Source organism: Bradyrhizobium sp. sGM-13, assembly GCF_018398875.1.
Taxonomy (GTDB): domain Bacteria; phylum Pseudomonadota; class Alphaproteobacteria; order Rhizobiales; family Xanthobacteraceae; genus Bradyrhizobium.
On the sequence record NZ_JAGWDK010000034.1, the window covers coordinates 1 to 25,618 of the forward strand.

The following is a 25,618-nucleotide window of genomic DNA, read 5'->3' on the forward strand; positions in this document are numbered from 1 at the left end:
ACTTTCGCTGATTCGGCGCCCCGATGCGCCTAATGCTGTGAGATATCCGGGCTAGCGCCACCAGCGGCTTGACCCAGGCGGTGGCCTGCTCGGCCAGCGTGGCGCGGGTTTTATCCTGCTGGGCCTCGCGCATCGCCTTGCCCACCGCGGTCAGAATCGAGGTCATGGTCGCCGTGAGCTTGTCGAAATCGGCACGGACCTTGGGGTCGGCGCATTCATAGGCCTCGATCGCGAGGTCGCGAGCCTTGAAGTTGGAGGCCCAGAAATGCTCCGCGTAGGACAGCGGCGTCCAGGTGAGAAAATCCTCGGCGCATTCCGGCATGTCCGGAACCATTTCGAGCAGCATGATGGCTTCGTTGAAATGATTCAGATAGTCGGTGGCGAGCCCGGTGCGGGGATTGATGTTGGCGGCGCGCAATTGCTCCGCGCGGGCCTCGTCTATCCGGCCCGTCGATGGTCGCATCGCGCAATCGGATCGCACTTCTGTGGCGGCCATGGAGGTCATCCACCGCACTGTTAACATCTGGGGTTAACACCCATTAAACGGAAGCTTATGTTGGTCAGATAATGTGCGGACGCTTCGTCATCACCTCGCCGCCGGAGGCGCTCCGGCAAATTTTCGGCTATATCGAGCAGCCCAATTTCCCGCCGCGGTATAATATCGCGCCGACTCAACCGATTCCGGTGGTGATTCGCGAAAATGGCGGCCGCCACTTCCGGCTGATGCGCTGGGGCCTGGTGCCGTCCTGGGTCAAAGATCCCCGTAAATTTACGCTCCTGATCAACGCGCGCTCGGAGACGGTGCTCGACAAGCCCGCATTCAAAAACGCCATCAAGCGGCGGCGCTGTCTGATCCCGGCGGACGGCTACTACGAATGGCACGACGCCGGCGGCCGCAAGCGACCGTTCTTCATCCATCGCCGCGACGGCCGTCCCGTTGGCTTTGCTGCGCTCGCGGAGACCTGGATGGGGCCGAATGGCGAGGAGACCGACGGCGTTGCCATCGTCACCGCACCGGCCAGCCGCGATCTCGCCACGCTGCATCACCGCGTGCCCGTGACGATCGCGCCTGACGAATTCGAGCGCTGGCTCGACGGCCGCATCCACGACGCCGAGGATGTCATGCCGCTGCTGCGCGGGCCTGTTGAGGGCGAGTTCGCCTGGCACGAGATTTCCACGCGCGTCAATCGCGTGGTCAATGACGACGCGCAATTGCTGCTGCCGATCACGGACGAGCAGCGCGCAGCGGAGGAGCCGAAGCCTGCGAAGCGAGCTGCGCCGCGTAAGGTGGCTTCGGCGGTGCCGGAGGATGACGGACAGGGCTCGTTGTTTTGAGGCGTGATGCTCTCTCCGTCGTCGTCCCCGCGAACGCGGGGACCCATAACCACAAATATCGGTTGTGAATGGGAACGTGGCCACGGCATTTCTCAACAATAAGATCAGTGGTTATGGGTCCCTGCGTTCGCAGGGACGACAAGTTGATAGAGTCATTCACCGAAAAATATTCAGCGCTGCGTATTGCAACAGCATGATGGTCTTGGCGTCGACGATGCGGCCGTCCGATATCATCGCGAGTGCCTGGTCGATCGGCAATTCCAACACCTCGATGTCCTCGCCTTCGTCGGCCAATCCGCCGCCGTCGCCGACCCGCATCGCAGCTTCGTATTCGGCGACGAAGAAGTGCAGTTTCTCGGTAACCGAGCCCGGGCTCATGAAGGCCTCGAATACCTTGCGCACATCGTGCAATCGATAGCCGATTTCCTCCTCCGCCTCCGCACGAATCCGATTCTCGGGAGTCTCGTCGTCGAGCATGCCGGCGGCGGCCTCGATCATGAGATCGTCGTGACCGGCACGATAGGGCGGCAGGCGAAACTGCCGCGTCAGCACGACGGTGCGGGTTGCGATATTGTACGCCAACAGCGTGGCGGCGTGACCGCGGTCGAAAACCTCGCGCTTCATCGTCTGCCATTGGCCGTTGCCGCGGCGATAGTCGAACTCGACTTCCTCCAACCGATAGTGCCGGTCGGAGAGCACGCTGACGTTCTTGACGCGGACACGATCTGCGAGGCTCATGGCAATCCTTCAGCTCACCGCGGCGGCTCGCGGCCGTCGAGCCATTTGGCGAAGAACAGGATCTGTTGTTCGCCGAATCCGATCGACTGGTAGAACGCGGCGACATCAGAATTTTCCGGCCGCACCAGCAATTGCAGTTTCGGAATGCCGGCTGCGCGCAGCCAGTCCTCGGCCGCGTTCATGATGGCGCGGCCATAGCCTTGCGCGCGGCGATCGGGATCGGTGGCGACGTAATAGACCCAGCCGCGATGCCCGTCATGGCCGACCATGGCGGTCGCGGCAATCGCGCCACCGTCGCGGCCGATCAGCACCGTGGAGTGCGGTCCACGGCGAGCCAGCGCAATATCGCTGGCGGGATCGTTCCAGGACCGCGTCAGGCCGCTGGCCTGCCACAGCGCGATCACAGCCGCGACGTCGGCATCTGCGATGTCGGTGATGGCGAGCGCAGGCACGGGCTTCGTCGCTGATACGGTCACAGCACCTTGCCCGGATTCATGATGCCGAGCGGGTCGAGCATCGCCTTGATGCCGCGCATCAGTTCGATCGCGACCTTGTCCTTGACGTCGGGCAGTTCGTCGCGCTTGAGCACGCCGATGCCGTGCTCGGCGGAGATCGATCCGCCCATCCGCAACACGATTTCGAACACCACCTCGTTGACTTCATGCCAGCGCGACATGAAATCGGCGGTGTTGCCGCTGATCGGCTGGCTGACATTGTAGTGGATGTTACCGTCGCCGAGATGGCCGAACGGCACCGGCCGCGAGCCCGGAATGAGCTTCACCACCGCCGCATTGGCCTCCTCGATGAAGGCGGGAACCGCCGCGACCGGCACCGAGATGTCGTGCTTGATCGAGCCGCCTTCCGGCTTCTGCGCGGCCGACATTTCGTCGCGCAGTTTCCAGAACGCGGCGCGCTGCGAGAGATTGGCCGCGATCACGGCATCATCGACGATGCCTTCCTCCATGCCTTTGGCGAGGATCGCTTCCAGCGCGTCACGCGCGTCGTCGCGCGAGGACGACAATTCCATCAGCACATACCAAGGATGCTTGGTCGAGAGCGGATCGCGGATGTCGATGCCGTGACGCAGGCTGAAATCGACGGCGATGTCGGCCAGCAATTCGAAGCTGGTCAGGCTGCCGGCAGCCTCGTTCTGCGCGATCGACAACAGTTTTAGCGCCTGCGCCGGGGATTGGAGACCGACATAAGCGGTCTCCACCGCGCGCGGCTTCGGAAACAGTTTTAGCGTTGCCGCGGTGATGATGCCGAGCGTGCCTTCGGCGCCGATGAAGAGGTTGCGCAAATCGTAGCCGGTGTTGTCCTTTTTCAGCTTGGACAATCCGTTCAGGATTCGGCCGTCCGCCAGGACGACTTCGAGCCCGAGCGCCATCTCGCGCGCCACACCGTACGCCAGCGCCGCCGTGCCGCCGGCATTGGTGGAGAGATTGCCGCCGATGGTGCAGCTTCCTTCCGCACCGAGCGAGAGCGGGAACAGGCGATCGACTTCCGCCGCGCGAGCTTGCGCGATCTGCAGCACCACGCCGGCCTCGCACGTCATGGTGTTGGAGGCGGGATCGATCTCGCGAATTTTGTCCAGCCGCCGCAGCGAGACGACGACCTCGCCATTGTGCGGCGTCTGCCCGCCGACCAGCCCGGTGTTGCCACCCTGCGGCACCAGCGCGATTTTGTGTTCGCTGGCGAGCTTGCAGATCGCGGACACTTCTGCCGTCGAGCCCGGCCGCAGCACCAGCGGCGAGCGGCCGTGGAACAGGTCGCGTTCCTCGGTGACGTAGGGCGCAATATCGGCGGCATCGGTAACTGCATATTTGTCGCCGACGATGGCGCGAAATTTTGCTATCAGCTCGGCGGGAAGCGGCGGCGCGGAACCCTGAACGATATTCATTTTCTTCTCTTTCATTCCCGCCCCACCGCTGCGCGGCGCAGCCGGTCGTTGATGGCTTCGCCCAATCCTTCGTCGGGAATTGGCATCACCGCGATGGTGCGCGCGCCTTTGCTGTCGAGCGCGCGAAGATGACCGAACAGGTTGGCGGCGGCCTCGTCGAGATCGCCACGCTCCGACAGATTCATCACATGAGAGGCGGCGTCAATTCCCGAAATTGCTCCGAGGCCAAACGCGAGCAATGCTTCGCCCGGCTCGAGCGCAACCGCATTGAGCCGCACACGCGCGCGCGGCGCGTAGTGCGAGGCCAGCATGCCCGGCGCCAGCGGCTGGCCGCTTTCGCTCTCAGTGTCCGCCGGCGGCTGCAGCAGCGCGCGGCCCAGCACGCGCTCGATCTCGGTGCGCGGCAGGCCGCCGGGGCGCAGCAGCATCGGCGCGTCAAGGCAGCCGACGATGGTCGATTCGACGCCGACCTCGACCGCACCGCCATCGACGATCAGGTTGATCCGCCCCGCGAGGTCACTCTGCACATGGGCTGCAGTTGTTGGCGAGACATGGCCCGAAATGTTCGCGGACGGTGCGACCACCGGGCCGCCGAACTCTCGCAGGATGTCGCGCGCGATCCTGTGGGCCGGAATGCGGACCGCGACCGTATCGAGGCCGGCGGTCGCAAGATCGGCGACTGCGCAACCTTCCGTCTTCGGCAGCACCAGCGTCAGCGGGCCGGGCCAGAACGCTTCGGCCAGCGCCGTCGCAGCCGCGTCAAACCGGGCGATCTGCCGCGCGGCGGCGACGTCGCCGACATGGGCGATCAGCGGATTGAACGCCGGCCGGCCCTTGGCCTGGTAGAGGCGGGCGATCGCGGCCGGATTGGTGGCATCGGCGCCGAGGCCGTAGACCGTCTCGGTCGGGAACGCCACCAGCCCGCCTTCTGAAAGGGCACGCGCGGCAGCCGCCACGGCGGCCTCGCCGGCGGGCAGAATCTGGGTTTTCAGGCCAACATTCACTGTGATTAATTTCCTTAATTCGGCTGCTTGCGGTCGCCGAAACCCAAGGCTATAAGCCGCGTTCCAAGTCGGAGTGTGGCTCAGCCCGGTAGAGCACTGCGTTCGGGACGCAGGGGTCGCAGGTTCGAATCCTGCCACTCCGACCATCCTTTCAAGTACTTATAGTTTCGATGTTTTTCGTGCGCAATGAAATGCGCAACGATTTGCGGCGCGGCAGCCATGCCCGTCGATTTCGAGGCGTGTGCCAAGGACGTCGAAGGGCAGATCCGCGGACGATCTTGAGCCGCTCGAAGCCGGAAAAATGACGATCGGGAAACGTGAGGGAAGCGGCCCTTGGCGCGATGCCACGCAGGACATGATCAAGCACCACAAGTCCTCACTCCGGACCTATGAGCTGATTTTGGCTGACATTAAGTAAGGCACGAATAACACGCGGCGGATAGCGGCCAGCTTAGCGCCTTCCCCCAAACGCTTCCGCCGCCTGTTCCTGGAAGTCCGGGTGGTGATGGCCGTAATTGGCCTCCAATTGCTCAACCGTCATTCCAAGCCAGCCGGCGGCTTCCCACATGTCCACGCCCGCCTGCATCAGCTAGGTCGCCGCTGTGTGGCGTAGCGAATGCCGGACGACGTCATCGCCCAGCCCCGCATCCTCCAGAATGCCTTCCCAGGCTGACCTTATCTTCCCGGCTAGCGGCTGCCCGTCGTGCATGCGGTTCACGACAAACCGGATTTGCTCACCGTCCCTCATGACTCCAGCGGCGCGGAGTTCTGCCGACCGAGCGTTGTCGATCCTGCGCCAACGAACTAGGTGGGGGCGCAGGCGGCTGGCGATCTTTGCCGGCGGCCGCCGCTTCTTGGTTGATCGCTCCAGCGCACCCTTGCCCTGGTAGACCATCGCGTCCAGGTTCATCCACGGATGAGTCGTTGTTGGCAGCCACTGGGTGCGCCGGATGGTCTCTTCGCGACGAGCGCTATAGATGCCAATTAGGCAGAAGCGCACCGCAGGATAGCGACGGCGAATGATCCACCGTTCCCGGCGCACGAGTGTGCCATTGTCCCTGCGCTTCCACGTCTCCTGCTCAGCGTCCCAAACGTAGCCGATTGCTGCACCGAGCAGGCGCGCGGCCTCATTGCGCGTCAGCCAGCGGTGTCGTCCCTCTGCTTTGGTGGGAAGAGTGATCTTCGGAACCACGCTGAGCGTGTGCTCGGCGTGGTAGGCGTTCACCGCAGCTCGCAAGTCTTCAAGCCGGCGTCGCGCGGTTTGATCGGAGACGGTCCCGTTGCGCGGGTTAATGCCGGCTCTCCTATTGTTGTCATTTGCAGTGCCGGTAGACCAGTCGACAAAGTCGCGACAGAGCTGGGCTTTAAGTTCGCTGACGGTCTTGTCGCCAAAGAAATTGTTGAGGTCGAGCAAACGAATGAGCAGCAGATCATGCTGCGCCCACGCGCGTTCGTCGCTCTTATTCTTAGGCCGCTTTGAAATTTCATAGGCAGTAAGAACGTCGGCTATTGCGAGGACGCTAGGGTCGGTTGCTCCGATCGTACTGGTATGCCGCCCGCCGATGTAGGTTTCGCGCGCCTTCGCAGCTCCGTCAATGTCGTCGCGGCAGCAGCCTGTGCGGATTTGCCGGCCACGGTCGAGGATGATCCAGGTTTCATCGTCCTCTCTGAACCAGAGGCGTGGGGGCTTGGCTTTACGACCCGGCATGACGGCTTGACCAATTTGCGGATAGCGCGAGGTGTGGTCAAATCCTTGCCTGCCACTTTGGCGATTTCAAGAGTCCCAGCGGCCGCTGCCCTGCGCAATGATGATAATGTCAGTGGACCTTGTGGGAAAAACACGGCAGCAGCCTCGACAAGGGTCATTACTTCGTCCTCGCCCCATTGGGCGGGATCGGGTCGTGCTTTCGCGCGGGCAAGCTTGTCGGTGTTACGCTTGCGCATGATTGGAAGCGGTGCTCATGAATTCGCGAGACCTTTGCCTCGGCCGTCTATCCAACGTGTACGCGAAATCTGCTCTTCGCGAAGCTTGAAGCCTTGGCTGGTGCGGCAATCGGCGACTTTGGAGTGCAATTGGGACGATGAAGGCGCTTCATCAGCGGGTCGCAGGTTCGAGCCCTGGTGCGCCCACCAAATCAATGCCTTAGCGAGAGAAAACCGTTTGAGCAGCTGATTTCAAACGGTCTTTTTTGACGAAGAGCGACCAACCAGCCGCTCGATGATGTGAAGGGCTACATCGCGCCATAGCTCAGCAGTTCGCGGTGCTGAATGCAGCCTAGACAGGTCTCAGCAGATGACGATCAGGGATGGCGCTGCGATGCGTCCAGTGATGGATTGGAGCGAGAGTTTAGTCGTTTCAAATGGTTAGAGGGCTGCGTGTGCACCATGTGTGCACCGGGAGATCAAGAAAAATCTTGTGAGCGCCAGAGTAAGCAAGTCTCTGAAGCAGGACTAGGCGGCGCGAGGTCGAGCGACGCGCACGACAATAATTCCCGAGAGCTGAGAAGATACGCCCGAAGGATGACCCGACCTCAGTTGTCGGAAGTGGAGAACTCAGCGCCTGCGTGCCAAAACGAAAAATTCTGGTAGGGGTTGGTAGCGCTCCCCCGCTACCACCTTTCCCCAAACCCTTGCGACCGTTTGATCGGATTGTTTCGGCTGGCTACCGCCACTGTTGAAAGGCAAGACAATTGATGTGGTCACTAGCCAAGGTCTGTTCGAATTTCAGAGCGAGGCGGGCGGCCGCGCTCGAATCTTGTCGCGCGCCTACGCTGAAGAAACGATGACTTTGCTCGGCTGCGCTGCTGCATAGGGCGAGCGCTGGTCGCTTACGTTGAGCCAGGTACCAGACCAATGGGTGGGAGATTGCGAGGGCAAGCTCGAGCGATAGATTCGGTCCTTCCCTCATCTAGATGGACGAAGGGGCCGCATGATTGATTTAGAGTGTGCCCGATACTGCCCACTCCAATGCCTTTTGCAGCAGCGCAACTTTTCCTGATGACTCAGGCGCGCCGCCGGCATGGGCCGAGAACGGCGCAGCCGGCCCCGTGACGAGTTCGACACGGGCGATTAATCCAGGCGCCTGCCTCGACGTTGACTCAGGCGGGTGCCGGCAGCGCGGCTACGGCCTGTCGATCGAGATGGCTGACCAACTCAGCTGGCAGCTTCAGCCGATGCGCCAGTGCTTCCAGATAAGCTTTCTCAGCCGCTTGGTCGGGATCGATCGCGAGGCGCGAAGCGAGATAGAGCTCGGCTGCCTGTTCCTGGCTCTGCGCGGCGGCGGCGATGTCCCCGATGTCGATCGGCTTGGCCAACGCATCGAAGACAAAGGCTTTCGCCTCGGCATCGAGGTCGAGCTTTTCGACATGCTCAAACAAGAGCCTCTGCTCCGCCCCGTCGACATGACCGTCGGCTTTGGCGGCGCCAATCATCGCGCGCATCAGCGCGAGTTCGAAGGGTTGGCCGTTCGCGGCGGGGCTGGCCGCCGGTAGGAACGCGGGATCGGCCTGCTGGATCTCGGAAGGCGTAGCGACCGGTGCCGATGCAGCGTTCTGGCCTTGCCTCCAGTTCTCGTAGGCCTTGTAGGCAAGTGCGCCCAGCGCTGCAGCGCCGCCGTAGCCAACGATACCACCTGCCATCTTGCGCGCCTTCTTGTTGCTGAGCAGCAGCGCCAGCAGGCCGCCGGCTGCTGCACCGCCGGCCAACCCGCCAAGGCCCCCTATGCGGTCCATTGCCTGACTGGCCTTGCCGCCAGTCTGATGCAGCATTCCCTGCGCATTACCGCCGAGGAATTGGTCGAGCAGTTTAGTCGGGTCCATTCTCTACTCCTTGTTGTGATCGGTTGATGATGTGAGGGAGCACGTCTGCACGAATACGCGGGATCGGCGCCTCAACACCGGGTTCGATTCGCGACAGGTGCTGTGCTCGTCGACTTCACGAGGGGCCGGCGTAGTTCCCGGTGATCCGGGCGAGGAAATCATCACTTTCGGCTGCGGAAGGGACATCGTGATCAGCCTGATGAGCCTGATCGCCTGCCATTCGTGCGAATGCATGTAACGGTCCGCTGCGGCCACTCGCTCCGCAAGCTCGATGATGTGCGGCGCGAGAGACAGTTCTGATACGGGCCGAAGCGCCTCGATAGCCACGTTCGCAAAGTCCGGCTGCTCGAGGCGGCGTACGCGCTCGTCGAACAATTTGGCGACGTCGGGCTCTGCGATCGTGGGCACGAGCTGCCGATCGTTGATGTAGCGCATGAACTCCTTGCGTTCCGTCGTGTCTGCCTGCTTGTCGGCAATCGCGACGAGAGCGCCTGCTGTCACGAGGGCGGCTGCAGCCCTTTGGTCACGCTCGGAAGGCCCGATGATCTCGCCTCGGGTATCGGCACGCGGTTCCCTGCTAGGCATAAAGTTGCTCCTCAACGTAGGCTGCTTATGCGCGCCGGAAGCTCTGAATCGCCTGATCAGGGAATGCAAATGTTTGGGCCCTGTGGTCGGCCGATCCAACGCGTCTGGCGCAGGATAGGTGATCCGACATCACGAGGTTGACCGACCAAAGCGGCGTCCTCGCCAGAGGGGCCCGGATTCGATTGTTAGCTCTACAGTTAGGTAGAACGTGGACAGCTGCAATCAAGGCGGAGGAATGCGACCACCTGTCGCGGAAAAATGTCGCAAGCCACACTGACGTTCTAAAGAAAGGCACAGCTCTCTCCCATGCGGCCAGCACTAGCTCCCCATTTCTTCAGCTTGATAGCTTAAGCCACGCCGCTCGCCACCGCGGATCGCCTGCATAGCTGCGTTCGCGAACCGCCGGCGCTCGCGCATGACCGGGTTGCCGCTGGCGTCCTTGATCGGCTTTCCCTCGTTATCGATCGCGGCGACAGAGACCAGTTTGTCGCATCCACGAAGCCTTTGGAGAAACTTGCAAGTTGCTTCGCACCAACGCGGCTTCCGTCCTTCAAAATGTAGTTCCCGACGAGGGACAACCCTTGTTCGTAGAGGCGCTGCGTCTTGTGGTCGATTTCCTTCCAAACGCGGTGAGCCTTAAAGACGGATACCAGCCAGTCGAAAGAGCCGCGCTGCACTGCCGCCGGCACCATGTCGGTCAGGCCGCGCGATCGCGGGAAGCAAGAAGTTTTTCAACTCGCTCCACGGCGGCCGAGTAATCTCGCCCCAACGCTTCAGCCTCAATTTGGCATCCCTGCTTGCGTGCCCAACTCGGCGGCTCAAGGAAATATGCCCATCGCCCATTTTTCAATGGCTTGCGCCGGAAATAACGCCGCGCAGTGCGAGGCGGTTTCATACGAGGGAGGCCAAGTTTTGTTGTCGTCCTAGACCATCGGAATCCGGCTCGCTGAAGTTGTCAATGGTGGTCTTCGACCAGATCGGTTCTCGCGAGCGGCCAACTCCATGATAGCCGGTCGGCGGAGGCGCTTCGCCGCGGCGCACGCCGCGCGCCAACTCACCAGTATCACCGTAATCAAGGTATGCGGCGGCCATGTCGGCACGCATCGCCGCAGGCCATGCGCCGGCGGGATAGCGGGCGGGAAGGGGAGAGCGTGCCGACATCACTCAAGCCCTTCACGCGCAGACCGACATCGACTTGGACAATTCAGCTCTTGGCGGCTCGGCTCCGCAACTCCGCGTCACTTCTCACTCCTTTGACCGAAGTCGGTACCGGTATGGGAGCAAACAAAGAACGAAGGTGAATAGTAGCGCGTCTTGGGCGTGCGGAATTCGGCAACTTTGGAGTGTGAACAGGATGAAGGCGAAAATCGCTGGATCAATTGCGTTCCCGATGCAAGGCGTCGCCCAACCAATTCAGGGAGCGCTCCTGTAGAACTCTCAGTTCTGTTCGGGTCGGAAGAAGGAGACGATCCCGCTGAAACTGGTGCGCTCACCAAGTGCCGCCGACATAGAGTTGCCCTAACCACTTGAAAATAAGCGAGCCTCGAAACTTGCAATCAGACCGTTATGAGCGGCAGGAGATCGATTGGATCCGTTGATTTTGCTGAATTTTCGATCTGTTTCGATCGCGTTCGTTGCGTTCTGTTTGCGTCGTTTCTGGTGCGAAACTGGTGCGGTTCGGCTGATGCAGTAACAAAATCGAATTCTGCCATGCGGAGGTTCGATCCCTACCGCCCCAGCCAAGCAGTCACTCGACCTTAGATTTTGGCTAATTTGTGCGCGAAATACCTGCATTTGCTGGGTTCGCGCTGTCGCGCGAGTCTCTGGTTGGCCCGAGTTAGCAACTTTGGCGAGAATTTGTCGAAGTCTCCAGCCCAAACGCGGAAAATTCCCGTTTTGGGGAGACTTTTCGCGGAGACAATTTCGATCTGCACTGAGTGGTAGGGTTGCCGGTACCGGAGCCAGCTGGACTGCATTCTTACGTGCGACGGCGTGCCAGGCGTGATGTATCACCGTTGGTGCGAATCCTAGGTGTGATCTATGCCAGACCCCAAATTCCCGAAGATCCCTTCCAACTTGGATGCAATCTTCAAAGCGGCCTCCCAACTAAAAAAGATCGATGGCCTTAGCCCCCGTTGAGCGCTATACCGAAGGTGGAGGCGCTCCAAGTGCCGCAGGTCGATCTGTCGGCATTCACAGAAATGCGGAAGAATGCGCTGACTGTCTTTCCTGAATGGCAGAGGCAGATAACCCGGCAAATGCAGCCCATGGCCGACCTACAATGGCAGATGCGGCAAATTGCGCTACCGCCGCAGTCCGTCATTGATCAGTTCAACGATGCTGCCAAAAATATCCGTTCATCGTTCCAGTTTTTGGTCCCTTCCGCCGAGCAGCTGGAAATTTTCAAGCAGCTAGCTGAACTCGAATTTCAGAAGCGCGCGCTTGAGCGAATTGGTCTTCTGCCTCATCGCTCGATACCACTTTCCTTGCTGACCGAGCAAGACGATGACGTGCTGAGGTCATCACTCCAACAGCACTACACCGAGAATTGGGAACGCATCGGCGAAGGCATCCGGGAGCGCGTGAACTCCTTCGATATCGATGATGAAGCGAAGGCGGTTATGGCCGAGGCGTTGGAGGCGCACCGCAACGGCCACTACCGGGCGGTCTGCCGGCTTCTACTGCCGGAAATCGAGCGTGTTGCCCGTGTTGAGTTCGAGGGCAATAGGGCAGGCCCAGTCAACATGAAAAAAGTCATGGTGGAGCCGGCTCTCGACCTTCCCCTCAGCAAGACAAGGTTGAACGGGTATTTCGCGCTTCTCCTGTTCGATCACCTAGCCGATCACTTGTACGTCCATGTCGACGAGAAGAACCGCTTGCAGCTTCAGCAAGACCCCGTCCCCAATCGGACGCGGCCATTCACGGTATCGTCGTGTACCGCTCGTTCTGGAATTCGCTTAACGTGATTTTCATGACCGATTTTGCCTTCCAGCTCATGGCCGCCATCAAAGAGGCCCAGAGGCAGTCTGGTGGGCTTAGTTGATGCCGAGGCGCAAAGGCTTGCGGAACAGTTCAGTGAGGCCGCGCTCGCCTGACCAGAGACGCGCTACGGCGACACGACGACGCGGAAACCGGCGGCCGCCGTTTTCTTCAGGTACAACTCCGTCGTCCCGAGGAGCAGCAGCGCATCGTCGTTGAGTGTAGCCGCAGATGCACCTGGTTGCGCGATGATGACTTCAAACTCGATAGCTGCGCGCCGGGATTTATCCCTGAAGTGAGCCAACTGCTTGATATCGCCCTTGAGGAAGCGAGAGACCCCGTCCTTCATCCAGAGTTCGTGCCGGCGCTTGAGATCGTTGTAGAGTCGCGACATGCCGTGGTGCTTGACGGTCACGCTTTTCTGCGCCTGTCCGCAAAGGACGTAAAAATTCTGGATATCCTGCGAAATCACGCCCTTATGCGCTTTTTTGCAATGGATCAGGCAGAGGCGGATGGTCTTCTCGTCGACCTCTTTCAGCCCGACGAGGTCGGCGGCTTCACCCGAACCATCGTCATTGAAGATGAGGTCGAATTCGGCCTTGAGACGCTGAAAGGCGTAGTGCTGGATGGTGTCCGCAGCGCGGGTCTTGCCCATGGATTCCCGGTTCAGCGGGATACTCTTCCATGGCCAGGATTCAAGCCGCCCGGCGCGGGAAGCGGCCCGCATTCAGGCTGGTCGGAATGTGATAGCAATTGTAGGAGTAGGTCCCGTCAGCGTACCTCACGATAAATGGATCAACCGCAAGATGCTCGTCAAGCGGCACGACATCCTTGTTTTTCTTTTTGAAGCCGACATCGGGCCCCGAGACCTTGATATGACGGTAGCCGGCCGGAAAGCTGCCCGAGATGCTCAACCGGTAGGTCGCGCTCAGCGTCTCTGACGAAAGGCGGATGTCGATCGAACCATCGGCTTGCACGGCGTCAACGTCCAGATCGACCAGGTACAGCGGAACGGCCGCGGGGCCGAAGTCCACAAACTGATCCGAAAAAGCGTTCTGGGCGTGCTCACCCCACTCGATTGCGATCGGGTACGAGTTGTGCGACGTCAGCCGGAAAGGCCTCAGAAAGTCTTCAGTGATGTTGGGCGCGGATGCTTTCTCTGCAGAAACCTTCTTCCACGTCTGCTTGCACCATTCCACCCATTCGGCGAGGGTGCCAGCCCTCTGCTGCCAGACCTTGCCTTTGCGTTTGGCGCCGCCCCAGAGCACGCGATCGCCGTTCTCATATCCAATGCAAGCGATGTTGTTCAGCTCGGATTCGGCCTTCTCGATGCTTGCTAGGCCTTCCGTGACGTTGGGTCCAAAGTATGACGTGAAGCTGATCGCGCCGACGCGCGATGAGCCCAGACTCTTGGCCAGCGGTAGCTCGACGTTATTCAGAATCTGGAATATCGGCGTGCCGGAGAGAAGGCGAGCGCTGTCCCCTGTTACGACGGATGCGAGCTGTTCGGTCCGCAGGGCCTCGTAATCGCTCGCGTAGATAAAAAGAGCGTTGTTAGGTTGATCCCACCACATCACCAGAAGATGGTAGGCGGTCTCTTCCAAGGTCTGATAGTTACCCCAATCCACCGCCTCTTCACGGTGGACGACCGCCACCATCAGGTTCTCGGCTTCGTCCAGTGCGTACCAGGTCTGGTCCTTTGATTTCAGCACCTTTGTATAAAGCGTCGGCGTCCACTCCAGGCAGCTTGTGCGGTAGATTTGAGTTGAGCGGGGCCGCAGGTTCCAAAGCGACAGCTGATCATGCAGGGTGCCTTTGCCCTTGAGGCCGGCCACCACGTCCTGCAGCAAAAGCTCCTGCTCGATCCGCTCCTCGCTAAGACGCTTGATGATCTTGTCCCAATCCGCTCCCTCGGCGTAGAGGTCACCCAGTTTTTTCTCGGCTTCCGGATCGGCGATGTTGGTGACGACGGTCGCCTCACCGATGGTCGCATCCGCGCCCTTGCGGGTGATGCGACCGATAAACTGGAGCGTAACTGCAAGCGACTTGTGCGTGTCGTGGAGGGCCGCAATCTTGAGGTTTGGCAGGTCCACCCCTTCACCGAGCATGTCCACACAGACGACAATTCGAGACCCGCTCGCGCTCCGATCGTAGAGCTGCGCCATGGCCTTTATATTCGCCGCTTTGCGTCCAGGACCCGAATAGACAAGCACAGGCTTCATTTCCGGGGCGAGCTTTCGGCAGTGCTTCCACACCTCTTCGGCGCGGCGTTATCCCGCAACTTCTCCGGCGCAGAACGCTCGCATGGCAACCGCTCAAAGTCGTATGCAACGTTGGCGCGAGATTCGAATTCGTCTAGCAACTGATAAGGAAATTACAAGCAGTTGAGGGCAGGGGCGTGCAATTGCGTAATGAGCAGTTATGCAACGGCTCAGTGAGGCAGTTAGCCATTGACTGCGAACACAAACCATACGACTTGGCGTTTATGCCTGCCTCGGCGAAAAGGAACCTCTTCTCTAGAGCCCGCAGCTTTCGTTGGCCACCTCGACGCCGCTTGGATCGCTCGGTGCTGTCGTCCAGGCTGGTTCGACCAGTGTCACTGTTCTTCGGCCCATGCCGTCGAGCTGAGAAACCAGAAGTCCCTGATCTTCGATGTAAGCCAACGCGCGTCGTGCACGGCGAATTGAGTGCGTGCCGTAAACACGAGCAATTGTCATATCGCTCGGACACGGCAAGTTCTCCCGTGCAGCATGCGCAATCATCAGGAATACGCCCTGCATGTCTTCCGGAAGAAGGTCGGCGCGACCCGAGACTTCCTTCCAGGGACCGTCCGCTTCGGTATTGGCGGAAAGACCGGCCTTGGCGCATGTCAGCATACGCCGGAACATACTGAGATTGGGGGCCGCCGAGCCGAGACCCTCGATCCGGCAGCGGACAGCAAACTCCTGATAAAGAATGCCGACAGGTCTGAAATCGGCGTCGGGCTCTGCCAGAATTGCGCCGAGAATGCGGTCCAATTGCTGACGCAACTCCAGCTGTTGTTCGGCGGTGAGTGGCTGCTCGATCGTTTCAGGAGTTATCTCCTTTGCTGCCATCAGTTGGCTGGCAATGCCTGTGGACGGACGCCGGGCAGGCCGGTTTGTCTCCGGTGGCGGCGCGGCCAGGATGATGTCGCGCGCGCCGTCCATTCTGACTTCTGGTAGCGGCATCAGTCGCGGAGAGGCATGTCGCGAGTGCGTCTCCGTCGGACCTATTCGCACATTCATCGGCCGCCGTGAAAGGCCGCGATCCAAATCGCGAAAGACCTCCGCTTGGCGGCGTTCCATGCCGAGGAGATCGGCGGCTCGCGCCATGTCGATATCAAGGAACGTCCGGCCCATCAGGAAGTTGGCTGCTTCGGCGGCTATGTTCTTGGCAAGCTTCGCAAGCGGTTGTGTCGCTATGAGCCCGGCAAGTCCGCGCTTGCGGCCGCGGCACATCAAGTTCGTCATAGCGGCAAGGGACAACTTGCGCGCTTCGTCCGAAACCTCGCCGGCCACAGCCGGCGCAAACAACTGAGCCTCGTCGACAACCACTAGCATCGGACACCAATGATCCCGTGCAACATCGAACAAGCCACCAAGAAAAAGCCGCAGCACGCCGCATCTGGTTATCGACGTCGAGTCCTTCCAGATTTAGAATGGTGGAGACCCGATGGACGCGGGCACGCTCAGCCGCCACCAGTAGGCCGCGCTCGGTGTGTTCCTCCGCGTCAATGACGACGTGACCGTACTGCTCCGCCAGCGTAGCGAAGTCGCCTTCGGGATCAATGACCGCTTGCTGTACCCAAGGTACGCTTTGTTCAAGCAGCCGGCGCAAAAGATGGGACTTGCCGGACCCGGAATTGCCTTGCACAAGCAGACGTGTCGCCCGAAGTTCCTCAAGGTCTAATGACGCCGACTCTCCCGTTGCGGTCCGACCAATCTCGATGGCAACGGTCATATTCCGACTGAAATCTCACCTTGGAAAGCGGATCTATCAATCTGCTCGCATCGGGTCGAGCGCGGCAATCCAAGGAAGCTAGAAAGTGGATAACTTGCATTTTGCCGGCGATTCGCAGCACCTAGGCTCTCGAATGACAATGGAAGTCTCGTGAAGAAAAGCAAAAAGGTCAGCGCCCGCGGCGCGACCAGCAAAAGCGCGACCAAGAAAGGCAGAAAATCCGCTGGTTTCGCGATCTCGACGTCCTCGCCCCTCGGCATGTTGGCGCTCCATCTTCGCGAGCAGTGGAAAAAGTCCGGTCGCGACGGGTTAGTGTTTCTCGCTGAAGACGAGAACAAGGCCGAGCGGCTCGGCGGCATCGTCCATGCACTCGATCCATCGCTCGATGTTCTCGTATTCCCCAGATTGAACACGTTGCCGTTCGATGGGCTGGAACCGTCGCGCGAGATCGCCGGCCGGCGGAGTTCGGTCTTGCGCCGTCTTGCCAGAAGAAAGAAGCCCATCTTGCTCGTCTCGACGGCGGAGGCGATCATGGAGCGGCTGCCCTTGCCGGCGAGTTGGTCGCGCATCAGCCTAAGCCTCAAGGTGCAAGCGTCGTATGCCGAGCAGGACCTCGCGGGCCGCATGGAGAAATTGGGCTACGATCTCGACGAAGAGGCAGAATATCCAGGCACCGCGCTCTTTCACGGCAAGACATTCGAGATCTTCCCGGCGGGTGCTCTCGGGCCGTACCGGATCGAGCATTCCGGCGGTGCGATCCGCAGAATTGTTGCCGTCGACCCGGATGAGCATGACGTCATATCCGATTTCAAGGAACTGATTATCGATCCGATGTCGGAACGCCTCGCGTTGGGCGGCAACCGGGCGCAGCGGGCTACCTTCCCGGACTATTGCGATCGGGCACGATGGATCGCGGATGCAAAAGTTCCGGCCCACGCCGACAGCTGGCTGAGTACGATCGAGGAGGCAGCTGGCCGCAGGGATTCAGAACGCGAGTATCTGGGGCGAGGGGACTGGAAGAAACTGAAGAAGCGCATGAGTGTGCTGCCTGCCAAGGCGGCGTTTGTGGCCACACCCGACTTCTCGAAGGTGGCGGCGCCGAGGAAAGCGTTTCGCGCGTTCGTAGCCGACGCGGAAAGCGCCGGATCTCGTTTGCTCTTCGTCGCCGCGGTCGAAGACGATCTGCGCGCGATGGAGCGCATGAGTGGGGTCAGGGCGGAGCGTTTCGCCAATTGGGACGAGGCGGCGGAGGCCAGAAATCGCGAGGGCGCGCTGTTGGCCGACTTCGACGCTGGCTTTTTCGCTCCCGGCAAAAAGCCGACCCTGGTTGTGACCGCGTCTGACGTGCTCGGTAGCCGCGCCCACCATCCGCAACCGATGGCCAAAGCCTGGACAGGCGCCTTCGATCACCCGGATATTCCCGAGCGCGGCGCGGCCGTCGTTCATCTCCAGCGTGGCTTGGCTTTGCTTAGTCGTTTGCAGACCGTGGACATGGGCAACGGCACAAGCCGCGAGATGATCAGGCTCGAATTCGCCGGGGATGATGCTGCGCTTGTTCCGCCAGCCGATCTCGCCTTGATCTGGCCCTACGCTGCAGAGCCCGGTAAGCTCACGTTAGACAAGGCCGATGGCAGCACGTGGTGGAACAGGCGTGGCGAGGCTGAGCAGGAAATCGAAGCAGCGGCCAGGCAGCTTGCGAAACATATCGCCCAACGACGGCGCCGGCGTGCTCCCAAGCTGGTCGCTCCGGGGCCGGCCTATGAAAGATTCGTCGCGCGCTTTCCCTATTTCACGACGGTTGATCAGGCCAAGGCGATCCGGGACGTGCTGGACGATCTGGCCGCTGGTCATCCGATGGACCGGGTGGTCTGCGGTGATGTCGGCTTCGGCAAGACTGAGGTCGCCTTGCGGGCGGCGGCAGCTGTCGCGCTGTCTGGAAAACAGGTCGCTGTTGCGGTTCCGACCACCGTCCTGGCCAGACAGCATGTCGAGACGTTTCGCAAGCGGTTCGGCCCGCTCGGAATCGAGGTGGCGAATCTGTCGCGGGCTGCGTCGGCAGCGGAGATAAGAGATACGAAAGAAAAACTCCGTAGCGCCAAACTGAAAGTCGTTGTTGGCACACAAGCTCTCGCCTCGACTGACGTGAGGTTTGCCGACCTCGGCCTCGTCATCATCGATGAGGAGCAGCACTTTGGTGCGGCGGAGAAGGCGAAACTTTCAGGCCTTGCGAAGGGCGTTCATACCCTTTGGATGAGCGCCACGCCGATACCGCGCACGCTGGCGGCGGGTCTTGCAGGATTTAGGGATCTGAGCGTTATTGCTACGCCGCCGGTTCATCGGCTGCCTATCGTCACGAAGGTTGCTCCGCTATCGGACGCCGCGATCGCCGCGGCTTTGCTGCGTGAGCAGAGGCGCCACGGGCAGAGCTTCCTGATTTGCCCCCGTATCCAGGATTTGGAGCCGATGCTGGCAAGGGTGAAGTTGACGGCTCCGGACCTTCGCATCGTGTGTCTCCATGGTCGGTTGCCTGCCGAAGATATCGACGATCGAATGATGAGCTTCGTCGAAGGTGAAGCGGACGTACTCCTCGCGACCAATATCGTGGAGAGTGGCCTCGATATTCCCCGGGCGAACACCATCGTCGTCTGCTGGCCGGAGAAGTTTGGTCTGTCGCAGCTACATCAGCTAAGGGGGCGCGTCGGACGAGGCGGCACGCGTGCTTTCGCGTATTTGTTGACCGAATCGAACTCCGAACAATCCGAGAAGCGTTTGGCCGTGCTGGAAGAGTTCAGCAAGCCCGGCGCCGGCTTTGCCATCAGCGAGCGTGATCTGGATCTCCGAGGCGTCGGAGACCTCTTCTCCGAACAGCAATCTGGCCATCTGCAGGTATTCGGGCCAATGCTCTATAGCTATCTTCTCAAGCGGGCGTCGGAGAAGGGCGCCGACGGTGGCGCCGATCTGTGGGTGCCTGATCTGAACCTGCCGATCGCCGATATGCTGCCCACGGGCTACGTACAGTCGGACGCTGTTCGCTTGGAAATCTATGGTCGTATTGCCAGATGCCGCACCGAGGATGATCTGGAGGATTTGGAGGACGAAACCGCACGTCGTTTCGGCAGGCTGCCGCCGGCCGCGTGCGAGTTTTTCGCGGCGGCGAGGCTTAGGCTCGATTGCAAGCGGCGCGGCATTATGAGGCTCGACGTCGGCCCCGAGGCTGTTGCGGCGACGTTCCTCCCTGGTCGGCTTCGCAAGTCGAGAGCGAAGTCGCTTGAGCGCGATGGCGATCGTGTGGTCTATATTGGCAATCGCAATGCGAAGCCGTTCGAACGAATAAGCGACTTCCTTGAGTTGTTAGACGAGTAGTTCGCTAGAGCCGTTCCATAACGCCTCCCATCTTGTAGGCCCTGATCCTCTCGTGGGCGATCAGCTCATAAGCCTTAGTCTTTCCGAATTTGCCATAGCGGCAACCGTCCTTGAATTCGACGAGCCGGCGCCGCTTGTTGTTATCATTGTCAACCATGATCCCTGCATGTGCTCCGATGACTCCGCCACAATTGGATCAAGCCCCGCTGAGCGAGATGGGCATTCTATGGCGCGACCCTGGCTGACGAGGTTCTGCTGACTTGTTCCGGCGCAATCTGCGCCTCGCTCCATTGCGTAGGATGCGTTGATCTACATCGCCGGTACCAAATAAAAGGTTCTTTGATGCCGCCGGTAACTCCCGCGCGCTTTAGCGTGCAAATCGGAGGACCAGAAGCGCTGTTTGCAAGTTAGTGGTCTGCCGTCCACGTGCTCATTTGGCCTCGTTGGGCAAAACGGTCTACGAGCGCTATTCAAAAACTCCGACGCTTGCTCATGTTCGCTAAGTCTCTCCATTCTGATCTTTTGCTTCCACGCAGAATGCGGTGCGCCTCGGGATAGCTCCTCTCAAGGCTGAAACAGGGGTTCGATTCCCCTAGGGAGCGCCAGCCTTATTCCTGCCGCTCTGATTTTCCTCTCGTTTTCGGCGTTTTCCCCAAACCCACAGAAGTAGTTTGGGCAATCCTGTTCGCCCTGTGTCCTTCAAGCTTGATCACTGCGTCTTCCGCGAGACCAGCCTGATCAGCCTCTTCCGTATAGCGCTCAGCTTCAGCGAGCGTTGTGTGTCCGAGGATCGACATGATCATCTTCGCCGTCGCGCCGGCTTCGGCGAGCAAACGTCCGGCGGCCTTCCGTAGGCCGTGCGGCTTGCAATCGAGAGGCAGCCCGGCCTCGGAGATAGCGTCCCGCATCCACCCACTAAAACCGTCGACGGTGAATGGTTTGCCATAAGCAGTCGTAATGATCACAATGTGATGCATGTCATAAGCGTCGAGCGCTTCGATCGTGTCCCGATGCAACGGAATGAGAAGCTCGCGCCCGGTCTTCTGTTGCTTTATCCTGATCTTGCGTTCGGGCGTGACATGCGTCTGCGCCATCCGCACTACGTCGGAGCGGCGCTGTCCCAGATTGAGGAAAAGATGAAACGCCGTGCGCTGTTTGGTGCCGAGCGGCCAGCGCTTTTTGAATTGCTCAATTTCGCTATCGGTCCATGACCGAATTTTTTTGATCTTCGGCCGCTTGATGCCCAATGACGGATCGTGCTTCAGCCATCCGATATTGATCGCGTGACGGATCAGGATCCGGAGCTTCTTCAGAGTGTCGAGCGCTGCTCCGGGGCGATCAGCGTAGGGCTGAAGAATGCCGGTTATGATGCGCTCGCGCGAGAGCCCGGCGACAGTGCGATGACCGTGTTCGGTGCGGAGCATCTCAAGGCGGCTAATGTAGCCTGCCTTGCTCGTATCGCGGAGGCCGACATATTCGGCGCTCTTCATGTAGGAGGCAATGAGCGCAGCAATAGTACCTGGCGCCGCCGGTACAAACCGATCTCGAACCGGTGCGGGCTGGCCAAGCAGTGCGGCTTGGTAGGCCGCCAAAAATTCTTCGCTCGTGGGATCGTTCGGCAAACGAATGCGAGGTCCTTTGCCGCGACGGAAAGATAGGTACGTATGGCCCTTGACGTGATTGCGCTCAACGTGAAGGGGCAGCTTCCGGGGCATCGACATCGCTCCACGTTTCGTCAACGCGGGTATTATTGCCATCGAACGGCAATTCATCAATGGCAATGTCAAGCTGGCGCACGTCCCAAGCTCGCCGTCGTTTGCCGAACAATCTTGCTCGGGGCATTTGGCCGTTCTTCACCATCGCGTCGAACGTGTTGGGTGACACGCAGATATAGGCGGCAGCAGCCTCGCGACTGATGAGTCGGGGGGCAAGTGATGGCGGGAGCGCTGTCTGCCTTGGCATCGCTATACCCTGTGCCGGGCGATCTCGATTCTGCCGATCCGAGAATCTCGAACAGCATGAACCAGAGATGCTGATGCAAGCAAAAGGGCAAGCGGTCCGTTCGGATGCTCTGGCGTGTTATGGCGTACAAATCGGCCAGAGATTGCGCCACGTTGATGCGCCGGCATCCGCGATTGATGAGAGCCTGCCTGCTGGGCTCACGCTCGAATATCAATGCGACCTGGCCGGCATCCAAGAAGACGACCAAGCAGCTGATAAACCGCAATTTTGTGGTCAGCAAAAACCGAGATTACTATTAGGTATGACGCCGTACGCTCCGCTGCCTCTCTGTTCCCGATTGGAAGCACCACCGCGCTTCCAAATCGTACCCTTAGTCTAGCTGCACGGGGAGCCCAAACCGGGACGGCGTCAGGCCGTCAAGGCCGAAGCCGCGAAGCGGGGGCGCGATAGCGTCAGCCTTTACGGCCTGACGCCGGTCCGGTTCACTGTCGCCGGCAGCAAGCCGACCGCTGACGTCATCTGGCCGCATCGAGCTCGTGCTTCGGGCGCCATGCGACGGGATCGGCAATCCAGCGGTTGATGTCGGATTCATGCCAGCCGCTCCCGTTGACGCTGATCTTGATCTGCGGCGGGAATGTGCCCTCGGCGATCTTGCGGTAGATAGTGGACCGGGACAGCCCGGTCCGGGAAAGAACGGTCCTCAAGCGGATGATACGCTCTGGTTCGCGCATGGCCGCGCTGCCTCCTGCCGGCTGTTTCTGACGGCTGCTGAGACCAGACAGGACAAACAGTTGCAGGTGGGCAAGAGGGGTGTTCGACTCGTCATAGTGTGGCGTAGAGACGGCGGCAGATGGATCAAATTCCGATGCCCCGGCCTCTGCCGAGGTCGATGCCGTGAGTGAAGGCCAATTCCTGGCCCAGCCGGCGGCCTGATTCAAACGCGATGCCGAGATCCCGCTTGCGGTTGGCGAGGATGGATTCCAGTTGCGGATCGCGTTCGAGGCTTTTTGCCATGTCGCCCATCGCCGAGCGCGCCGCCTTGTAGCCGGCGATGTCGCCCGCCTGATACTGACGCTGGCTGGTGTGGTCGAGCTTCTGCCAGCGTTCCACGAAACGGTCGGCGCGGCGGCCCGGATCGGTGCGCAGTTCGGTTTCGAGCTGGAGCGCGCGGACGGCGCGGGCGGAGTTGCCCGAAGCGGCTTCAAGGGTGAGTACCGGGTTCTTCTTGTAGGCCGCTTCGGCGTCGTGCGAGCCGTAGGGCCGCACCTCCTCGAAGACCTTGCGGGCCTCCTGCAATTCCTTCACCTGCTCGGGACTTGCCTCGCCGCCTTGGTCCTGCATATCGAAGATCGCATTCACAGCTCGGGCATGACGGATGAGAGCCTTGGTGCGGGCCTTACGCAGCGCCGCTTCCGGGTCTTCCACCACCTTCCTTGCCGGCGCTTCCCGTTGCGGCCTCCGCGCGCCGCCTGTGCCAGGCACAGCTTCGGCAGACGGGCGCAGGCCATCGAACATATTGCGCACCCTCTCGGGTACGACCCTCCGCACGATCTCGGCCACGCGCTCGCGGAAGGTGAACCCACGTCGTTCGGCATAGCTCTGTGCCGGATCGCGCTGCTCGTAATCCGAGGCCATGTCCTTGGCCCGGTCGCGCGACAGGGTACGGGTGAGCCGGTCCTGATTGGCAAAATCGTCGCGGCCATAATGCAGCTCCAAGCCGTCGCGGTGCCGCGACAGGGCTACATAGCTGCCATGGGCGTCCATCCCGGGCGTTGCCAGCACATGGGCGCGGTCTACCGTCATGCCCTGAGCCTTGTGGATGGTCGCGGCATAACCATGGTCGATGCGATTGTAGTCCTTCAGGTCGAACTGCACGGATCGAGCGTCGTCGGTGGACACGGCCATGCTCTGCGCGCTGACCTGCTGGACGGTCCCGAGCGTGCCGTTCTTCACGCCAAGGCCGCGCTCGTTCTGCAGGAACATGACGCGGTCCCCGCTGGCAAAGTGGCGCTCGCCGCGCTCGACCGTCAGGTGCACCTCATCCCCCAGATCACCCGCAGCCCGCATCCGTTCGCGCGCCGCGTCGTTCAGCGCGCGAACCTCGTCGTTGGTATGAGTTAGGATGATCCGGCTGCGATCCGGTGATGCCTGCCGGTCGCGGTCCCAGCGCTCGATCAGATCGTCGCGCGCCTGCTCGCGGGTTTGAGCTTCATGCACCATGCCGTGGGAGCGGTAGGCGTCAAGCGCATTGCCGGTCCTGCCGAGCGCCAGATCGCGCGTGGCGTCCCGCTGCCAGTCCTCACTTTGGCGGCGCACCTCGCCGATTTCCGCGCCGCCATGACGATCATGGATCGAGCGGAACGCCGCGCCCGCCTCGATTGCTTGCAACTGCCTGATATCGCCGACCAGCACCACCTTGGCTCCCGCCTCTGCGGCATGGGATAGCACCCGCTCCAATTGGCGCGTGCCGAGCATACCCGCCTCGTCGATCACCAGGATGTCGCGCGACGTGAGCAGGTCGCGGCCCTGCTGCCAGCCATGATCCATGCTGGCGATGGTGCGGGACGATATGCCCGATCCACTTTCGAGGTTTTCCGCGGCGATGCCGGACAGCGCCGCGCCCCGGACCTCGTAGCCCGCCGTCTCCCATGCCTCCCGCGCCACGCCCAGCATCGCGCTCTTCCCCGTCCCGGCATGGCCAACCACGACGCCCAAATCGCGGCCGTCCGTGACATGCGCCAGTGCGTCGGCCTGTTCGCTGGAAAGCACAAGCCCGCGCTGTCCGGCCCGTAGGAGCGCGGCCTGTCTGCCAGCATCATCGACCGCATGGCGTTCCCGTTCAGCCATCAGTTCGGCCGCGCGATGCAGGCGCTGTTCGGTCTCGATCATTTCGCGCGTCGTGAAGCGATCCTCGCCGCGCCCATCCTTGCCGAGTTCGGCCAGATTTGGTGCGCTACACATCGCGCCCAAAACGTCGTTGAACTGGTCGATCCCTTCGCTGTGCCGGTGCGCGAACTTTGCCATATCGCGCCGCGTGAAGGTCGATTGCTGCTGGGTGATTGCGTCGAGCCCGAGGGAAGGATCGGCGATGATCCGCGCGCCATTGCCGCGCGCGATCTCGCGGTGCATCTCGGCACGGTCGGCTTCGAGCCCTTCGCTTTCGATGTCCCGAACCTCGATCCGTTTAGCGGGCGCGCCGATCTGGCTTTGCGGCTCCAGCGCGATCCCCTGTGCTTCCAGGCTGCGATGGTCGATCCGCGCGTCGATGTCGAGCTCAGCCAGGCGCTCGTTGGCGACTTCGGCCCAGCGCTCGCGCCAGCGCTCAACCATCTCAGTGCGATTCCACTCCCGCACCTTTTGGCCAAAGCCGTTCTCGTCCACCGCGCGCATGGTGAGCATGACATGGGCATGGGGTTTGGGCATGCCATCCTCGGCCATGTCCCAATGCACATTGAGATCGGCGATCATGCCCAAACCTACGAATTCGGCCTGCACGAAGTCGCGAGCAAGCTCGATCCCCTGAGCCTGTGTCATCTCGCGTGGAATGGCGAATTCGACCTCGCGGGCAAGCTGGGCGTCCTTGCGGACGAACGCCTCGACATCGTTCCAGAGCCGTTCGCGGTCACTCCATGCTTCCGGCGCGTTTGCTGGCAGCATGATCTCGGAATGGACGACACCGCGCTTGGCGGTAAAGTCGTGGCTGCGGTCGAGGCGCTCGTCACGCAGACGCAAGCCCGAGCGGTAAGCGGCGGATGCCACCGCGCTTGCGCCGGACTTGCGGCCAATGACCTTGACGTGAAGATGATAGATCGCCATCGCGACCGGATCATTGACACGGCAAAGCGCACGTCGGAACGACGTATAAGCGCGCCCTCCCTCGAAAAATTCTCGGGCGGGACTATCCCGTCCCAAGCCGTCCTGGCAGCCTTACATCATTCTGCGGGTTGCTGAAC

General features: G+C 60.9%; 21 protein-coding genes, 1 tRNA gene and 1 pseudogene. 5 read left to right on the forward strand and 18 right to left on the reverse strand.

Going from position 1 to position 25,618, the window contains the following annotated elements:
• Positions 1-463, reverse strand: a 463-nt coding sequence (locus tag KJQ96_RS32115; RefSeq protein ID WP_249734783.1) for a hypothetical protein, incomplete at its 3' end; no start/stop codon positions are given.
• Between the two features lie 104 nt (positions 464-567).
• Here KJQ96_RS32115 and KJQ96_RS32120 point away from each other — a divergent pair.
• Positions 568-1,335, forward strand: coding sequence for an SOS response-associated peptidase (locus KJQ96_RS32120; protein WP_213290367.1), 768 nt, complete (start codon positions 568-570; stop codon positions 1,333-1,335).
• 156 nt (positions 1,336-1,491) lie between these two features.
• Here KJQ96_RS32120 and KJQ96_RS32125 read toward each other — a convergent pair whose 3' ends face one another.
• From KJQ96_RS32125 to KJQ96_RS32140, 4 genes are read right to left on the reverse strand one after another with little or no spacing between them, the layout of a single operon-like run.
• Positions 1,492-2,073 (reverse strand): NUDIX domain-containing protein, encoded by a 582-nt coding sequence (locus KJQ96_RS32125; RefSeq protein ID WP_213290368.1) that lies wholly within the window; start codon positions 2,071-2,073, stop codon positions 1,492-1,494.
• Between the two features lie 14 nt (positions 2,074-2,087).
• On the reverse strand, positions 2,088-2,525 hold the full coding sequence (locus KJQ96_RS32130; RefSeq protein ID WP_213290405.1) for a GNAT family acetyltransferase: 438 nt from the start codon (positions 2,523-2,525) through the stop codon (positions 2,088-2,090).
• Between the two features lie 20 nt (positions 2,526-2,545).
• Positions 2,546-3,973: an FAD-binding oxidoreductase gene (locus KJQ96_RS32135; protein ID WP_213290369.1), complete on the reverse strand. Its 1,428-nt coding sequence runs from the start codon at positions 3,971-3,973 to the stop codon at positions 2,546-2,548.
• Between the two features lie 11 nt (positions 3,974-3,984).
• A complete protein-coding gene (locus KJQ96_RS32140) occupies positions 3,985-4,977 on the reverse strand; it encodes an L-threonylcarbamoyladenylate synthase (protein ID WP_213290370.1) in 993 nt (330 codons plus the stop codon).
• Between the two features lie 69 nt (positions 4,978-5,046).
• On the opposite strand from KJQ96_RS32140, the gene KJQ96_RS32145 reads away from it, so the two are divergent.
• A tRNA-Pro gene (locus tag KJQ96_RS32145) sits at positions 5,047-5,123 on the forward strand.
• 305 nt (positions 5,124-5,428) lie between these two features.
• On the opposite strand, the gene KJQ96_RS41480 is transcribed toward KJQ96_RS32145, so the two are convergent.
• The 4 genes from KJQ96_RS41480 to KJQ96_RS32160 form a co-directional block, all read right to left on the reverse strand.
• Positions 5,429-5,563 carry a hypothetical protein gene (locus KJQ96_RS41480; protein WP_256441693.1) on the reverse strand — a complete coding sequence of 45 codons (135 nt, stop codon included), beginning with the start codon at positions 5,561-5,563 and terminating at the stop codon, positions 5,429-5,431.
• 3 nt (positions 5,564-5,566) lie between these two features.
• Entirely contained in the window at positions 5,567-6,685 is a 1,119-nt protein-coding gene (locus KJQ96_RS32150; protein WP_213290371.1) for a hypothetical protein, read from the reverse strand.
• A 1,390-nt stretch (positions 6,686-8,075) separates the two neighbouring features.
• Positions 8,076-8,795: a tellurite resistance TerB family protein gene (locus KJQ96_RS32155; protein ID WP_213290372.1), complete on the reverse strand. Its 720-nt coding sequence runs from the start codon at positions 8,793-8,795 to the stop codon at positions 8,076-8,078.
• 3 nt (positions 8,796-8,798) lie between these two features.
• Positions 8,799-9,380: a TerB family tellurite resistance protein gene (locus KJQ96_RS32160; RefSeq protein WP_213290373.1), complete on the reverse strand. Its 582-nt coding sequence runs from the start codon at positions 9,378-9,380 to the stop codon at positions 8,799-8,801.
• A 2,168-nt stretch (positions 9,381-11,548) separates the two neighbouring features.
• On the opposite strand from KJQ96_RS32160, the gene KJQ96_RS32165 reads away from it, so the two are divergent.
• Positions 11,549-12,346: a hypothetical protein gene (locus tag KJQ96_RS32165; protein WP_213290374.1), complete on the forward strand. Its 798-nt coding sequence runs from the start codon at positions 11,549-11,551 to the stop codon at positions 12,344-12,346.
• Between the two features lie 140 nt (positions 12,347-12,486).
• On the opposite strand, the gene KJQ96_RS32170 is transcribed toward KJQ96_RS32165, so the two are convergent.
• From KJQ96_RS32170 to KJQ96_RS40600, 4 genes and pseudogenes are all read right to left on the reverse strand, one after another.
• Complete coding sequence (locus tag KJQ96_RS32170) at positions 12,487-13,014, reverse strand: hypothetical protein (protein WP_213290375.1); 528 nt, start codon at positions 13,012-13,014, stop codon at positions 12,487-12,489.
• Positions 13,015-13,054: 40 nt separating this feature from the next.
• Complete coding sequence (locus KJQ96_RS32175; protein WP_213290376.1) at positions 13,055-14,524, reverse strand: helicase-related protein; 1,470 nt, start codon at positions 14,522-14,524, stop codon at positions 13,055-13,057.
• 351 nt (positions 14,525-14,875) lie between these two features.
• Positions 14,876-16,340 (reverse strand): annotated as a pseudogene (locus tag KJQ96_RS32180) (helicase HerA domain-containing protein).
• Positions 16,337-16,909 carry a hypothetical protein gene (locus KJQ96_RS40600; protein ID WP_249734780.1) on the reverse strand — a complete coding sequence of 191 codons (573 nt, stop codon included), beginning with the start codon at positions 16,907-16,909 and terminating at the stop codon, positions 16,337-16,339. The pseudogene KJQ96_RS32180 and the gene KJQ96_RS40600 overlap by 4 nt, the downstream one beginning before the upstream one ends.
• Here KJQ96_RS40600 and KJQ96_RS32185 point away from each other — a divergent pair.
• Positions 16,872-19,703, forward strand: a complete 2,832-nt coding sequence (locus tag KJQ96_RS32185; RefSeq protein ID WP_249734781.1) for a DEAD/DEAH box helicase — start codon at positions 16,872-16,874, stop codon at positions 19,701-19,703. The genes KJQ96_RS40600 and KJQ96_RS32185 overlap by 38 nt on opposite strands.
• A gap of 4 nt (positions 19,704-19,707) precedes the next feature.
• Here the strand turns inward: KJQ96_RS32185 and KJQ96_RS32190 are convergent, their stop codons facing one another.
• From KJQ96_RS32190 to KJQ96_RS32200, 3 genes are all read right to left on the reverse strand, one after another.
• Complete coding sequence (locus tag KJQ96_RS32190) at positions 19,708-19,860, reverse strand: hypothetical protein (RefSeq protein WP_213290377.1); 153 nt, start codon at positions 19,858-19,860, stop codon at positions 19,708-19,710.
• Positions 19,861-20,311: 451 nt separating this feature from the next.
• Positions 20,312-21,418: a tyrosine-type recombinase/integrase gene (locus KJQ96_RS32195; protein WP_213290378.1), complete on the reverse strand. Its 1,107-nt coding sequence runs from the start codon at positions 21,416-21,418 to the stop codon at positions 20,312-20,314.
• Positions 21,390-21,665 (reverse strand): AlpA family transcriptional regulator, encoded by a 276-nt coding sequence (locus tag KJQ96_RS32200; protein ID WP_213290379.1) that lies wholly within the window; start codon positions 21,663-21,665, stop codon positions 21,390-21,392. Before KJQ96_RS32200 ends, KJQ96_RS32195 begins: the two co-directional genes overlap by 29 nt.
• A 67-nt stretch (positions 21,666-21,732) precedes the next feature.
• Here KJQ96_RS32200 and KJQ96_RS32205 point away from each other — a divergent pair, with 67 nt between their 5' ends.
• The gene (locus KJQ96_RS32205; RefSeq protein WP_213290380.1) at positions 21,733-22,044 is read left to right on the forward strand and encodes a hypothetical protein; all 312 of its coding nucleotides are present in this window, start codon (positions 21,733-21,735) and stop codon (positions 22,042-22,044) included.
• A 136-nt stretch (positions 22,045-22,180) separates the two neighbouring features.
• Here KJQ96_RS32205 and KJQ96_RS32210 read toward each other — a convergent pair whose 3' ends face one another.
• Both KJQ96_RS32210 and traA read right to left on the reverse strand, forming a co-directional pair.
• Positions 22,181-22,396, reverse strand: a complete 216-nt coding sequence (locus KJQ96_RS32210; protein ID WP_213290381.1) for an AlpA family transcriptional regulator — start codon at positions 22,394-22,396, stop codon at positions 22,181-22,183.
• Positions 22,397-22,520: 124 nt separating this feature from the next.
• Positions 22,521-25,481 carry a Ti-type conjugative transfer relaxase TraA gene (gene traA / locus KJQ96_RS32215; RefSeq protein WP_213290382.1) on the reverse strand — a complete coding sequence of 987 codons (2,961 nt, stop codon included), beginning with the start codon at positions 25,479-25,481 and terminating at the stop codon, positions 22,521-22,523.
• Positions 25,482-25,618: the final 137 nt, after the last annotated feature.